Annotated in this window: 11 protein-coding genes; 4 read left to right on the top strand and 7 right to left on the bottom strand. The window is 39.2% G+C overall.

What is annotated here, in order from left to right; translation table 11 throughout:
- Positions 1-110: 110 nt before the first annotated feature.
- A complete protein-coding gene (locus BBI08_RS05855; RefSeq protein ID WP_008497667.1) occupies positions 111-1,013 on the bottom strand; it encodes a DMT family transporter in 903 nt (300 codons plus the stop codon).
- Between the two features lie 106 nt (positions 1,014-1,119).
- On the opposite strand from BBI08_RS05855, the gene BBI08_RS05850 reads away from it, so the two are divergent.
- Positions 1,120-1,848: an MgtC/SapB family protein gene (locus tag BBI08_RS05850; protein ID WP_008497668.1), complete on the top strand. Its 729-nt coding sequence runs from the start codon at positions 1,120-1,122 to the stop codon at positions 1,846-1,848.
- 15 nt (positions 1,849-1,863) lie between these two features.
- Positions 1,864-2,850: a cation diffusion facilitator family transporter gene (locus BBI08_RS05845; protein WP_008497669.1), complete on the top strand. Its 987-nt coding sequence runs from the start codon at positions 1,864-1,866 to the stop codon at positions 2,848-2,850.
- Between the two features lie 33 nt (positions 2,851-2,883).
- Here BBI08_RS05845 and BBI08_RS05840 read toward each other — a convergent pair whose 3' ends face one another.
- The 4 genes from BBI08_RS05840 to pruA all read right to left on the bottom strand — a co-directional run bounded on the left by BBI08_RS05840 (position 2,884) and on the right by pruA (position 8,300).
- Positions 2,884-4,047, bottom strand: a complete 1,164-nt coding sequence (locus BBI08_RS05840; protein WP_008497670.1) for an iron-containing alcohol dehydrogenase — start codon at positions 4,045-4,047, stop codon at positions 2,884-2,886.
- A 112-nt stretch (positions 4,048-4,159) separates the two neighbouring features.
- Positions 4,160-5,404 carry a Glu/Leu/Phe/Val family dehydrogenase gene (locus tag BBI08_RS05835; protein ID WP_008497671.1) on the bottom strand — a complete coding sequence of 415 codons (1,245 nt, stop codon included), beginning with the start codon at positions 5,402-5,404 and terminating at the stop codon, positions 4,160-4,162.
- Between the two features lie 81 nt (positions 5,405-5,485).
- The gene (locus BBI08_RS05830) at positions 5,486-6,679 is read right to left on the bottom strand and encodes an ornithine--oxo-acid transaminase (RefSeq protein ID WP_008497672.1); all 1,194 of its coding nucleotides are present in this window, start codon (positions 6,677-6,679) and stop codon (positions 5,486-5,488) included.
- A 76-nt stretch (positions 6,680-6,755) separates the two neighbouring features.
- Positions 6,756-8,300, bottom strand: a complete 1,545-nt coding sequence (pruA, locus tag BBI08_RS05825) for an L-glutamate gamma-semialdehyde dehydrogenase (protein ID WP_065527847.1) — start codon at positions 8,298-8,300, stop codon at positions 6,756-6,758.
- A gap of 139 nt (positions 8,301-8,439) precedes the next feature.
- On the opposite strand from pruA, the gene BBI08_RS05820 reads away from it, so the two are divergent.
- Complete coding sequence (locus BBI08_RS05820; protein WP_065527846.1) at positions 8,440-9,753, top strand: sigma 54-interacting transcriptional regulator; 1,314 nt, start codon at positions 8,440-8,442, stop codon at positions 9,751-9,753.
- 25 nt (positions 9,754-9,778) lie between these two features.
- Here the strand turns inward: BBI08_RS05820 and yugI are convergent, their stop codons facing one another.
- The gene (yugI, locus tag BBI08_RS05815) at positions 9,779-10,153 is read right to left on the bottom strand and encodes a S1 domain-containing post-transcriptional regulator GSP13 (protein WP_008428249.1); all 375 of its coding nucleotides are present in this window, start codon (positions 10,151-10,153) and stop codon (positions 9,779-9,781) included.
- Positions 10,154-10,238: 85 nt separating this feature from the next.
- Positions 10,239-12,842, bottom strand: a complete 2,604-nt coding sequence (locus BBI08_RS05810) for an intermembrane phospholipid transport YdbH family protein (RefSeq protein ID WP_065527845.1) — start codon at positions 12,840-12,842, stop codon at positions 10,239-10,241.
- A gap of 149 nt (positions 12,843-12,991) precedes the next feature.
- Between BBI08_RS05810 and BBI08_RS05805 the strand changes: the two genes are divergently transcribed.
- Complete coding sequence (locus BBI08_RS05805; RefSeq protein ID WP_065527844.1) at positions 12,992-14,326, top strand: sodium-dependent transporter; 1,335 nt, start codon at positions 12,992-12,994, stop codon at positions 14,324-14,326.
- Positions 14,327-14,430: the final 104 nt, after the last annotated feature.

Here is a 14,430-nt window from a genome sequence, read left to right as displayed (position 1 = left end):
GCGACTTTATTAATATATCCTGTTTCAATCTCGTTGTCAATACTATTTCAAAATATTTTTCCGAGTTGTCTTAAGGACATATATAAATATAAACCGCCACGCGCGAAAAATCAAGCGTTTATTTTAAAAAAGTATTTTTTAATTTTCCTGTAGTCTGTAACAAACAACATAATCCCCGCCAACACTACACTTCCACCCACAATTTGAGAAACTGTTAAATATTCTCCAAGTATGAAATAAGCAAGTATAGCAGCACCTATTGGCTCAAAAAGAATTGCAATCGAGATAACATTCGTACTTACCCACTTTAATGCCCAGTTGAATAATGTGTGTCCTAGCAAGTTCGGAATGATCGCTAATAGTAAAAACCACATCCACTCAGAAGCCGGGTAAGGTCCAAAAGACTCTCCCTTTAATACAATATAGAAGAATAATGTTATTGTGCTGATACTATAAACTACAAAAGTATACGTAACCAACGACAATCTTTTTCTAACATCTTGTCCAAATAACAAATAAGCTGTAATTAACGCACAAGCTATTAAAGCTAATAAATCTCCATAAAGAGCATTTCCACTTACTTTGAAATCACCATAGCCAATTAATACGCTACCTAATATTGCAATTGCTCCAGAGACAAGTGTTTTAATAGAGAGTTTCTCTTTAAAAAAGAAATACGTGCCTGCAAAAGCGAATAACGGTTGCAAGGTCACAAGCACAGTTGAACTGGCTACCGAAGTATAATTAAGCGACTCAAACCACAAAATGAAGTGAAACGCTAAAAATACACCAGCTACCGATGCAAAGCCCCAATCTCTTTTGCTTAACTTTTTGATTTCGTGGGTATATTTTAGTAAGAAGACTGGACTCATGATCAATACGGAGAATAACATACGATAAAAAGCTGTTACTCCAGAATCCGCAACTGTCATCTTCACAAAAATTGCTGATAACGCTACCGAGAAAACTCCTATCATGATAGGTATATATGGATGAATAGCCGGTCTTTCCATGTCCACACCTCTTCTTCTAATTTTTCTTAACCGACAACTACTAAATAAGTGTGCCACTTTCTATATTCAGAATCAATATGAGATAATAGAATTGGAGGTTTTCCTCATGGAATTTTTCAGCGCATTAGAAGTTTCTTCATTAGAAACTTTCTTTAAACTTCTTATAGCAGCTCTACTAAGTTTAGTAATTGGATTAGAAAGAGAACTGAAACGAAAACCTGTTGGGTTAAAAACGAGTATCGTTATCTCTACGTTTAGTTGTTTAATAACCATTATCTCAATTGAATCTGCCTATATTGCACAAGGCAGTGAATATGATAATGTTAATATTACAATGGACCCTCTTCGTTTAGCCTCACAGATTGTTTCCGGCATCGGGTTTTTAGGAGCCGGCGTCATTTTGAAGCGCGGGAACGATTCGATTTCAGGTTTGACGACCGCTGCTATGATTTGGGGGGCCGGTGGAATCGGCATTGCTGTTGCAGCAGGTTTTTATATTGAGGCGGTTACAGCGGTACTGATTGTTCTTTTTGCAATAGAAGTGTTACCTCCCCTTCTTTTTAAATTCGGACCAACCCGGCTGAAAATGGTCGAAGCCCACATTAAAGTGGTTGTTACTGAACGTTCGGCTATTCGGGAGGTGTTAGATGAATTAAAAGCTGGAGGATCTATTGTTGAAAGTTTATCCATTACCCACTCAGATAAAGAAAGTTCTTTTTCTTTTCATGAGTTGGCAATACGCATGTCTGTTTCTCATGACAAAGATACCATTAATCTTTATCAAGAATTATCGGATATGGAAAAAGTAAAGGAAGTTGAAATTGAACTGATTTAATTGAGGAGGATTTATATGAAGGAGTTTTTTGGTTTACTGAAAAAAGGCAACAAGCCGTCATTGACAGCAGCAATCATTAATACGTTTATCGCCATTATGAAAGGTGTGGCATTCTTTTTTACAGGGAACGTCGCCATGTTTGCTGAAACGATGCACTCTATCGGAGATGCAGCCAATCAATATTTTGTTTTTATCGGTTCGGCTCTGTCGAAGAAAGCACCGACGAAAAAATTTCCAAATGGCTTTGGGCGCTTATTGAATATCGTACTCTTAGGTGCGGTACTTATTGTCGGAGTTATGGCTTATGAAACAATCGTTGAAGGTTGGCATCAATTAACCGATCCAGTAGAAGCGGAAGGATTTATCATAAGTGTCGTGGTATTATCTATCGCTATTCTTCTTGAATTTTTTGTTCTATATAAAGCAGGAAAAGAAATTTTACATGAGGCGGGTGTAGAAGGAGGAGTCATGGCACCTCTTACAACTAGCTTTGCGCATTTAAATCGCGCGAAGCCTGCAACAAAATTAGTATTTCTGGAAGATTTAGTAGCCACTGCAGGTGGCGTTTTAGCATTGATCGCTGTATTGATTGCACATTTCACCGGCTTCCTAGAAGTCGAAGGTGCTGCATCTATCGCAATTGGTCTAATGATGCTGTATGTTGTCGGTAAAGTCTTCATGGATAATGCGCGTGGAGCAATTGGTGAAACAGATGAACAAATGGTTAATCACATTGCTCATCTATTAAGTGATCATCCAGATGTTCGAGACATTCGCGAGTTAGAAGTTGTGAAAGAAGGAGAATTTCTTCATGTAGAAACTAAAATTGAAGTTGATCCACATTTAAACATTATACAAGCTGACGCGTTACAAGAGCGTTTAGCAGAAATTATCTTGAGTCAACCGAGTGTCGATGACGTCATTGTTTCTCTTGATGCAGATGATGGCGAAACACATTGGAAACATTTGAGTAAACGCCCAGAACAACTTCATAAAAATTAATAAAGGCTCAGCGCTTAGCGCTGAGCCTTCTTTTTATAATGAAGCTTGCAAAATTTCTTTTACGTCTTCACCTTTTAGTTTTGCAAAGTTACCGAATTCACCGTAGACCATTGCTTTTTCAACCATCGAATCGATTTTTGAATCATCGATATCGTAGTAGTCCAAACGAGTTGGTGCTCCTAATGAAGTCCAGAACGCTGACAAGCGATCGATACCTTCAAAAGCGATATCTTCTTCTGACTTACCTTCTGGATTTACATCAAATACGCGAACGGCCATTTGAGCAAAACGAGCTGGATTTACTTTTACGTTATGACGCATCCATTGCGGGAATAGAATTGCCAATCCGCCAGCATGTGGAATGTCATAAACTGCAGATACTGCGTGTTCAATGTTATGCGAACCCCAGTCTCCTCTGTAACCCATTTCAAGGAATTTGTTCAACGCCATTGTTCCTGCGAACATAATTGTTTCGCGGTGCTCATAGCTTTGAAGATCATCCATCAATTTCGGTGCTGTTTCGATTACTGCTTTTAAGACACCTTCACACATCCGGTCTTGAACTGGCGTGCTCGTTGCGTCATTAAAGTATTGTTCGAAAATATGAGACATCATGTCCACAATGCCGTATACCGTGTGATTTTCCGGCACAGATAATGTGTAAGTTGGATCTAGGATAGAGAATTTCGGGAATGATAACGGGCTTCCCCAACCATATTTTTCTTGTGTTTCTTCGTTTGTAATTACAGATCCTGCATTCATTTCTGAACCAGTTGCAGCAATTGTTAACACTGTTCCAAAAGGTAGTGCATCTTCAGGCTGTGCTTTACGAGAAACTAGATCCCATGCATCACCATCGTATTTTGCACCACAAGCGATGAGTTTTGTGCAGTCAATAACTGAACCGCCACCTACTGCTAATAACACATCAATACCTTCTGTTTTACAAATTTCAATGCCTTTTTTAGCAGTTGAAATTCTTGGGTTTGGTTCTACTCCAGCTAATTCGAAAACTTCAAGTCCCGCTTCGGATAACATTTGAGTAACTTCATCGTAAAGGCCATTCTTTTTAATGCTGCCTCCACCGTATACAAGTAACACTTTTTTACCGTATTTCGGCAACTCTTCTTTAGCAGCTTGTAACTGCCCTTTACCAAAAATAAGTTTTACTGGGTTGTAAAATGAAAATGCGTTCAATACAATCATCCTCCTCTATTCAAATTTTATTATGAAGTTACGTTAAGCAAATTGCAAAAGATTGAATTCAAAAAACCGCCCGGAAAAAAATCCAGGCGGTTTTCTTTGTGTCTTAAACCCATCCACGGAAGCGTGAAGCTTCTGCAGTTCTACGAGCGCCGACCATATAAGCTGCCAAACGCATATCGATATTACGAGTAGTCGCAACGTTATATACGTTTTCAAATGCATCAACTAATTTTTTGTTGAGTTTTTCGTCAACTTCTTCTTGTGTCCAATAGTAACCTTGGTTATTTTGTACCCACTCGAAGTAAGAAACTGTAACTCCACCAGAGCTCGCTAGAACATCAGGCACCAAAAGAATACCGCGATTTGTTAGCATCTTCGTTGCTTCTGCAGTTGTTGGGCCGTTAGCTGCCTCAACTACAATAGAAGCTTTAATGTTGTTGGCATTTTCTTCAGTGATTTGATTAGCGATAGCTGCCGGTACTAAAATGTCGCAATCCAATTCAAATAATTCTTTATTTGTAATGGTGTTATCAAACAATGTAGTAACTGTTCCGAAACTATCACGACGATCTAGTAAATAATCGATATCCAAACCATCCGGATCATGAAGAGCACCGTATGCATCTGAAATTCCAACTACTTTTGCACCAGCGTCATGAAGGAATTTCGCAAGGAAACTTCCTGCATTCCCGAAACCTTGAATAACAACGCGTGCACCTTGCATATCCAAACCACGTTTTTTTGCTGCTTCATTAATACAAATGGTTACACCTTGAGCAGTTGCTTTGTCGCGACCTTGAGATCCACCAAGAACAATTGGCTTACCTGTAATAAAGCCAGGTGAGTTGAATTCATCAATTTTGCTGTATTCATCGTACATCCAAGCCATGATTTGTGAGTTGGTGAATACATCTGGTGCTGGAATGTCTTTGTTTGGTCCAACAAATTGACTAATTGCGCGGACGTATCCACGACTCAATTTCTCAATTTCGTGCATCGACATTTCGCGAGGATCACAAATGATTCCACCTTTTGCACCGCCGTAAGGTAATTCTACAATTCCACATTTTAATGTCATCCACATTGATAACGCAATTACTTCTTCACGGTTTACATCTGGGTGGAAACGAACTCCACCTTTTGTTGGACCCACCGCATCACTGTGTTGTGCACGGAATCCTGTAAAGACTTTTGTTTTGCCATCATCCATACGGATTGGAATGCGTACTTCTAACATTCTCATTGGTTCTTTTAAAAGCTCGTACATCGCATCTTCGTATCCAAGCTTATCTAGTGCAGTTTTAATAACATTCTGCGTAGACGTCAACAAGTTCAAGTTTTCAGCCATTGTATTAATTCGCCTCTTTATATTTAGTATTTACTCAGCAACTAGTGTAACACATTTGAAGATTTATTTGCCATGTAGAAATTAATTAGCGAATACTTTTTGGATGCGTTCAATCGCCCAATCCAATTCTTCTTTTGTAATGATTAATGGTGGAGCAAAACGGATAACCGTATCGTGTGTTTCTTTGCACAATAGGCCCAGTTCTTTTAATTGTTCGCAATACGGTCTTGCTGCTTCTGTTAACTCCATACCGATGAACAATCCACGGCCTCTAACTTCTTTTACAGAAGGGTGTTTGATTTCACGCAATTTGCCCATGAAATATTCACCTAGTTCTTGAGAGCGTTCTGATAATTTTTCATCAAGCAACACTTCTAATGAAGCAACTGATACTGCACAAGCAAGTGGATTTCCGCCAAAAGTTGAACCGTGTGAACCTGGGTTGAATACGCCAAGAATGTCTTTATCAGCAACTACACATGAAATCGGGAATACTCCGCCGCCAAGTGCTTTTCCTAAAATGTACATATCCGGGTTTACATCTTCCCATTCGCAAGCAAACATTTTACCTGTACGAGCAAGTCCACATTGGATTTCATCTGCAATGAATAGTACGTTATTTTCGCGGCAAAGTTCTCTTGCTGCTTTTAAGAATCCTTCAGGAGGCATAATGATTCCTGCTTCTCCTTGAATTGGTTCGATTAGGAATGCCGCTGTGTTTGGTGTGATCGCATTTTTCAATGCTTCTAAATCACCAAAAGGAATTAAGTTAATCCCTGGAAGCATTGGTCCAAAGCCTCTACGATATTCAGGGTCTGACGATAATGAAACAGCTGTCATTGTACGACCGTGGAAGTTTCCTTCGCAAGCGATAACTTCTGCTTGATTTTCAGCAACGCCTTTTACATCATAAGCCCAACGACGCGCAGCTTTGAAAGCGGTCTCAACTGCTTCAGCACCCGTATTCATCGGTAATGCCATTTGTTTGCCTGAAATATCGCAAATTAATTGGTACCAAGGAGCTAATTTGTCATTGTGGAAAGCACGTGATGTTAAAGTCACACGGTCTGCTTGATCTTTTAATGCTTGAATAATTTTCGGATGACGGTGACCTTGGTTAACAGCTGAATAAGCTGACAACATGTCCATGAATTTATTGCCTTCTGGATCTTTTACCCAAACACCTTCTGCTTCTGTAATGACGATCGGAAGTGGATGGTAGTTATTCGCACCAAATTTTTCTGTTTGTTCAATAATTGTTTGTGTTTGTGTCATTTAAATTCCTCCTCTTTTTAAAAAAGGCAGACCTTAGTCTGCCTTTCAATGAATTATTATACCATTTAGTGATAGATCAATACATCTCAGAAGTAGTTTTTGCTTGCATGTGAAGAACGATATAATCTGGTCCGCCTGCTTTTGAGTCAGTTCCAGACATATTGAATCCACCGAATGACTGATATCCAACGATTGCGCCTGTGCAACCGCGGTTGAAGTATAAGTTACCAACATGGAAATCTTCACGAGCTTTTTCAAGGTTCACGCGATTGTTTGTGATAACTGCGCCAGTCAAACCGTATTCTGTATTGTTCGCAATTTCAAGTGCATGGTCAAAATCTTTAGCTTTCATTAATCCGACAACTGGCCCAAAGATTTCTTCTTGCATGATGCGTGCTTGTGGATCAAGGTCAGCAAAGACAGTTGGATTTACGAAGAATCCTTTAGAGTTATCCCCGTCTCCACCAGCAACTAAGCGTCCTTCTTCTTTACCAATTTCAATGTAGCTCATGATTTTGTCGTATGAGTTGCCATCAATAACTGGCCCCATGTAGTTTGAAAGTTCTGTCGGGTCGCCAATCGTCAATTCTTTTGTCAATTCGATAACACGGTCAAGAACTGTATCGTAGACATCTTCAACGATTACCGCACGAGATCCAGCTGAACATTTTTGTCCACTAAAACCAAATGCTGATTTCACAATTGATTGTGCTGCAAGCTCAAGGTCGGCATCTTTGTCCACGACCATAGTGTTTTTTCCGCCCATTTCAGCGATTAAGCGTTTCATCCACAATTGCCCTTTGTTCACTTTTGAAGACCGTTCTGCAATGCGCAAACCAACTTCTTTTGAACCGGTAAATGAGATAAAGCGAGTATTCGGGTGATCTACTAAGTAGTCCCCTACTTCAGATCCTGGTCCAGGAATAAAGTTAACAACACCAGCTGGCATGCCCGCTTCTTCAAGAACTTCAATAAACTTGTAAGCTACGATTGGAGTTGTTGAAGCTGGCTTCAATAGAACCGTGTTTCCTGCTACCATTGCTGCTGCTGTAGTTCCAGCCATAATAGCAAAAGCAAAGTTCCAAGGTGAGATAACAACACCTACGCCTAATGGAATATAGTCGTAACGGTTGTCTTCGCCGGGACGGCTCTCTACTGGCATACCGTCTTTAAGACGTAGCATTTGGCGCGCATAGTATTCCAAGAAATCAATTGCTTCAGCTGTATCAGCGTCTGCTTCGCTCCAAGGCTTACCTGCTTCTTTTGTCAATAGTGCTGAGAATTCGTATTTGCGACGACGAATAATTGCAGATGCTCTAAGTAATACATCCGCGCGAACTTCAGGTTTTACTTTTTTCCACGTTTTAAAAGCTTCATCAGCTGCTTGCATTGCTTTTTCAGCTAATTCTTTATTTGATTTAGAAACTCGTCCAACCAATTCTTCTTTGTTAGCAGGGTTGAAAGAAATAATTTTATCTTCAGTAGTGATTCGTTCTCCACCAATAATTAACGGGTAATCTTGTCCAAGGTAAGCTTCAACTGTTTTCAAGCCCTCAAGGTAATCTGTGCGGTTTTTGTCAACCGAGAAATCTGTGAATGGTTCGTGTTTGTAGGGAATCATGTAAATCCTCCTTGAATTTTAAGTGAGCGCAAAAAAAATTTGCACTTTCAAACTGTTTCCACTTATAATAATGCAAAAGATTGTTGCATAATTCAAGTCTTTTCGTTTAAAAAATCAAAATAATTTTGGAGTGAGCGTTTTGAAGCCGGAAGATATCGATTTATCACCGTTCTATAAATTTGCTGGAGATCACGTGGCTATTGGGATTCACGCCATAGATACAAAAGGAAAAACCATTTTATACAATAAAAAAATGCGTGAAATTGAAGGATTCGATTTTGAGGAACTCGCGGACCGTTCGCTTCTAGAATTGTTTCGTTTTGACCAACAGGAGAGTACGATGCTACATGTGCTTCAAAGTAAAGTTCCTGTTTTCAATGTCAAACAAACTTATTGGAACCGCAAAGGCCAAGAAATTACAACAATCAACGATACCTATCCCGTATTCGATAAAAAAAAGTTGATTGGTGCAATTGAATTATCACGCGATGTCACGACACTTGAAAAAGTAATATATCATCCACTAAAAAAATACGACGAGCCCATTACCTTTTCAACAATTTCTGCCGTATCCACAAGCATGAAAAAAGTGATTAACACTGCCGAAAAAGCAGCGATTGCGAACTTGCCGGTATTACTAGTAGGTGAATCTGGCACTGGAAAGGAATTAATTGCAGAAGCGATTCATTGGGCGCAATCTCCTGAAAGACCTATGCACACGCTTTATTGCCATGGCACTGATGGTACGATTATCGATCAACTCGGCGAAGACATTAAGCAAATTAATGAAGGTACCATTTATTGTGAACGAATCGATTTGCTGTCACTGCCTTTGCAGGAACAATTACTAGAGATGGTGGAAGAACGTTCGCGTGGAAATACGTATTTTATCGCTAGTGTTGGTGAAGATCCAGTCGAGTTAATCACGTCACATAAATTGCTGAAAGACCTTTACTATTTCTTCTCCTCTATGACGATAAAAGTAGAGCCACTTCGCCTGCGTAAAGAAGACATTCTACCATTTGTGAATGATTATTTTTCACGTCATCGGATGATGGTGGGGTCGGTTGTACATAGCCTAGACAAAGAAGTCGCAGAGCGGCTGCATGACTATGACTGGCCAGGGAATTTAAAAGAATTGGAGTTGCTATTAGACGAAATCACTTCCATGTTAACAACACAAGAAATTGTAACAGCAGATATGTTGCCTCATCATTTCATGTTGAAGAATCACTTGAACGGAGCACAAAAACCTGAAGATTTTATCATTCAGTCTACTACGGAGTTATTGCCACTTGAAGAATATTTGTTTGAAGCTGAAATGTATTATTTGCAAAAAGCGATGGATTTGCATAATGGCAATGTCACGAAAGCTGCAGCTGCTCTTGGCATGAGCCGACAAAACCTTCAATACCGTTTACGAAAAATCAAAAAAAACGAAGCGCAGACATAATGTCTACGCTTCGTTTTTTACTTTCTTACTGTCCAGAACGTTTGATCCACTCTTGCATTTTTTCTTTCAAAGAGTTAAATCCTTCAGAATCACTTTCGTTTACATGTGATTGAAGAGATTGTTTTGGTTTTTCAGTTTTTTGAGCTGCTACTGGCTGCTCTTGAAGTGCGCGAATCGATAAGCTGATTTTTTTAGATTTTGTATCAACTTCCAATACTTTCACGTCAACTTCTTGTCCAACTTCCAAATACTCGCTAACTTCTTTCACGTAACCGTGAGTGATTTCTGAGATGTGGACCAATCCTTGTGTTTGATCGTCTAAAGCTACGAATGCGCCGTATGGCTGGATTCCTGTAACTTTTCCTGAAACCGTATCGCCTGTTTGGTATGTTTTTGTCATGTTTACCCGCTCCTAGTCATATCTAATTATCCTGTACACCTATTGGCATCTGTATATTATAGCACAACTATATGCCAAGGTAAAATCAGTAATTATTCATGTTCGTCATTCGCCAACCCTTTTCTGTTTTCTCCATAAAAAAATGCTGTTGGAACAAGCCTTCATGCGTATCTATTTCATATTTAATTTCTACAGATCCATCAAATCCTGTTGAAACAAATGGCGCAAAATGTGTCTTGAATGTTAGTTCTGTTAAGTCTGTAAGCGGACGGAGACTATACATCTCAAAAAATGCCGGAAATTCTTCATCTTTCATGTCGAGCCCAGGCATTAATTGTTTCACAGTTGGAATATCTTCTTTTTCAACAGCTTTAAAAAATACACCTGCTATTTCGCCGGGTTTCCCATCAGCTAAGTGCTTTTGTTCATGGTCTACAGCAAATGATTGGTACAAATTTTCAACTCGTTGCACAAACTTCTGATTTTCGTCGAGTAAATCATAATTTTCGAAATGTCTGTAGTCGATTTGCCAAATTTGGTCTTTTTCCGTAACTAATAGTAAATCCAATCGTTCTACAAATTCATCCATATTAACCTGAGGATAAATATAAACTTTTTCTTTTATACGCTGTTTAAATGATTCAGCAGACAATTCAACCCATCTCGCTTTTTCGGTAAGTTCAGGAATTTGTTGCCACTCTTGTAAGTATGTTTTGAGCGTTGGTTTAAACGGGCTATCTGCTAACAAATACCATTGTGTTTTTGGGTCTTCTATGTGATTGGCATAATGATACATAAACAGCACATCTAAAGGGGGCACTCCTGCTAACAATTGCAAATCATAGCTAGTTTTAAAGGAATTGTATAAATCCTTTATCCGGCTGTAATTGAAATCTTTCATATCGACTAGCTCGTCTTCTATCGCTAAATTTCCATTGGGCAACTTATTGGAAAGCTCCCCTGACTTTTCCATGTCTACTGCCTCAGAAAGATGATGAAATTCTAAATCTTCATAGGAGTTTGAAGCAGTCCAGCCACTAGCTTCCATTTCCTCTAATATCGGCAACATAATGTAAGCCATTGGGTTGGATGACGCAATGCGATTCCACGCATCTCGATATTCGACTTTAACTGTCCCGTTTTCGTCAAAGATAACTGTGTTTTCACTACCTTTTACGAGTTGCCAAAACATTTGCTGATAAGCAACATCCACCGCATCAAATAAAGAACTATCTATTCCTTCTTCTAATAAAGCCTGTTCCATTGACAAGAGTTGCTGCGTAATATTTTCAAGCGGCCATAAAAATCCACTGTCATCCATATACGGATCTCCACTTAACCAACTTAAAAATGGTGAAGCAATGGGATTGCCCACAATAGGTTGTTGCATATGAAGTTGGTTAATGTCTCGTATTGTTCTGAATCGCTCCTCATTTATATGTGAGATGACAAATAAATTGTATTCGGGTAAAGCTTCTACAACTAGCTGCAACTCTTCTGGGTAATTGTCAGATTGAGCCATTAATTTTTCTGGAGACAACTGCCCCATTACGTGAGTTGACTTTAGTTCTTGTTGATATTTCATCAATAGTTTATCCACATAGCTGCGCAGCTCGTCTGTTTTTACTGAATAATTTATTAGAAATTCTTCCGTTTCAGCAGCTAACATCGAATGACGGGATAATGACTCGACCATTCCTTGTGGGGTTTCGATTTGTCTAAACAAACGATTAACTGTCGCTTCCATCTCAAGAGGATCATTTTTTAACGATTTAACTTTTTTCTTACTAAAAACAAGTTCCATTTCCTCATCGGCTCGCTTTACATAGTCGAGTTTTTCATATTGTTCAGATGAAATTCCTAAGCGCTCGGGAGATGTTTTTTTTATATCTTCGTATTGATTGCGCCATTCTGCCAGTTTTTCATCTGTAATAGTTTCCATTTGCTGTTGTTCAGTAGATTTTCCAGATTCAATCGGTTGCTCATTCATGGCAAAACTTGCACCAACAACCGTGGCTAAAAAAAGAAATGCCGCTCCTAGCCTAAAGCTTGCTTTCTTTCGAATGGGCTGTGGAACAGGACTGGATCCCGAGCTTTCAGAGACCTCTTGCTCCAATGAGTTAGGAACTTCTTGCTCAAGTGGCAAAGGCGGAATAAACCGGTGATAGGATTTCTCGAGCATCGAAAATCGTTGCTTCAGTTGTGCTTGGTTTAAATTGAGTTTTTCTTGAATGGTTTTCATCCCTACAGTTATCAACTCTTCTATTTGTTGTTCAGTTTTTTCTATAACAAGACTAGTCGCTGTTAACGAATAGTGATGGAAATGAATGAACACAATAGCAATTCGTTGTTCTTTTTCTAGATTTTGCAGCTCCCTATGCAAGTCATTATCTTCTTTGAACCCCAGCACATTGGTTTCTTCACTGCTTTCAACTTGAGATTTATGCTGAGATAACTGACCCAGCATAAGTTGAGACAATCGAACTTCTGCTTGATCTTCCTCAATTTGATGAAGCTCTTTTTGAAATTGTAATAGACAAAATCGTTGAAATTCCGGCAACTCTCTTACAGGCACACCTAATTGAAAAGCAAGTCGACCGAAGCTTGGTAATTTATAGTCAATCCATTTACCGAATGACGCGTTGTCGCCTTTTCGGGCCTTGTTATAGTCATCTGTCGCTGAAGACATATTTCCACTCCTTGTCGTCGGAATAACCACTTTTTTCTAATCAATACATTTTAATACGAATTTAGAAGAAGAACGTTTCAAAAACTGCTATTTTTTTTAGTGCTGCTCGTGTAAAATGAGGAAATCTATAAGAAATAGGAGTGATAATTTTGAAAACACGTGACCAATGGAGCTCTAAGTTTGGATTTATATTAGCGGCAGCAGGAAGTGCTATCGGCTTAGGAGCGATTTGGAAATTCCCATATGAGACCGGTGCCAATGGCGGCAGTGTCTTTATCTTGCTGTTTATCCTTAGTACCGTGTTAATCGGCTTGCCAGTTTTACTTGCTGAATTTGTGATTGGCCGACGAGGTCAGGCAGATGCAGTTAGTGGACTCAAAAAACAAGCCCCCGGCAAACCGTGGTATTTAATCGGCTGGTCTGGATTTTTCTTTTCATTTTTAATTTTGTCTTTTTACAGCGTTGTTGGGGGTTGGGTATTATCTTACTTAGGTCGCTCAATTCTGTTTCAGCTGTCTGGCTTAGAAGACAGTGAATTTGCCGACTTATTTGTTGGTATCATCACAAATCCATGGGAAGTGCTAATTGCACAAGCTGCTTTCATGGGACTAACAGTTTGGATAGTAACAGGAGGAATTAAAGGCGGCATCGAGCGTGCAAGCAAAATCATGATGCCAGCTTTACTCATTTTCTTCGTCGTGCTAATGATTCGTTCATTAACACTTGATGGCGCTATGGAAGGCGTACGTTTTATGTTTGTTCCTGACTGGTCTTTCTTTAATTTTGAAACTGCCTTAGTTGCACTTGGTCAAGCGTTCTTCTCGTTGAGCGTAGGTGTTGCGGGTATGATTACTTATGCCTCTTATTTATCAAAATCAGAAAACTTAACACGTTCTTCTGTCAGCGTTGTGTCGTTGAACATCGTTATTTCAATTATGGCGGGATTGATTATTTTCCCAGCAGTGTTCGCTTTAGGCTATACACCTGACCAAGGTCCGGGACTGGTATTCATTATTTTACCAGCAGTTTTTGATCAATTGTTTATGGGTCAATTTTTAATGATTATCTTCTTTATCTTATTGCTATTTGCAACTTTAACTTCTTCTATTTCTATGTTGGAAATTGCGGTTTCTATTGGCGTTAAGAGTAAATATGATCGTCGTCGCCGTATTGCAATCATTTTCGGCTTAATGATTTTCATCGTTGGCATTCCAAGTGCTTTGTCTTTCGGTGTGATGCCGCAAGAAGTTTTCTTCGGGATGACGTTCTTTGATCTTATGGATACAGTAACTAGTAGAATTGGTTTACCTCTTGGCGCATTGTTTACTGCAATATTTGCAGGCTACGTGTTAACAAAAGAAGATGCACATAATGAATTGTCTCAACAAAAGGTTTGGGTCGATATTTGGCGCGTATTGGTACGTTATGTGGCACCCGCCGCTATTATTGTCGTGTTTATCCGTGGCTTAATCGCTATTTTTTAATCTAAATAGTCCGAAAACCGCCATAACTTAAAGCTACCTTAATGATTCTCTACATGCTAATATTGTATTATAGAAGAAAGTTCCATATGAGAAGGAGTGCATGA

The sequence above is a fragment of the Planococcus halocryophilus genome (assembly GCF_001687585.2).
Classification (GTDB): domain Bacteria; phylum Bacillota; class Bacilli; order Bacillales_A; family Planococcaceae; genus Planococcus; species Planococcus halocryophilus.
Note: the sequence above shows the minus strand (reverse complement) of the source record. Positions and strands in the feature narration are given on the sequence as shown.

Bases quoted from the DNA above. Each gene is read 5' to 3' on its own strand.
- BBI08_RS05855 (WP_008497667.1), bottom strand. From the start codon at position 1,013: ATGGAAAGACCGGCTATTCATCCATATATACCTATCATGATAGGAGTT.
- BBI08_RS05850 (WP_008497668.1), top strand. From the start codon at position 1,120: ATGGAATTTTTCAGCGCATTAGAAGTTTCTTCATTAGAAACTTTCTTT.
- BBI08_RS05845 (WP_008497669.1), top strand. From the start codon at position 1,864: ATGAAGGAGTTTTTTGGTTTACTGAAAAAAGGCAACAAGCCGTCATTG.
- BBI08_RS05835 (WP_008497671.1), bottom strand. From the start codon at position 5,404: ATGGCTGAAAACTTGAACTTGTTGACGTCTACGCAGAATGTTATTAAA.
- BBI08_RS05830 (WP_008497672.1), bottom strand. From the start codon at position 6,679: ATGACACAAACACAAACAATTATTGAACAAACAGAAAAATTTGGTGCG.
- pruA (WP_065527847.1), bottom strand. From the start codon at position 8,300: ATGATTCCCTACAAACACGAACCATTCACAGATTTCTCGGTTGACAAA.
- yugI (WP_008428249.1), bottom strand. From the start codon at position 10,153: ATGACAAAAACATACCAAACAGGCGATACGGTTTCAGGAAAAGTTACA.
- BBI08_RS05810 (WP_065527845.1), bottom strand. From the start codon at position 12,842: ATGTCTTCAGCGACAGATGACTATAACAAGGCCCGAAAAGGCGACAAC.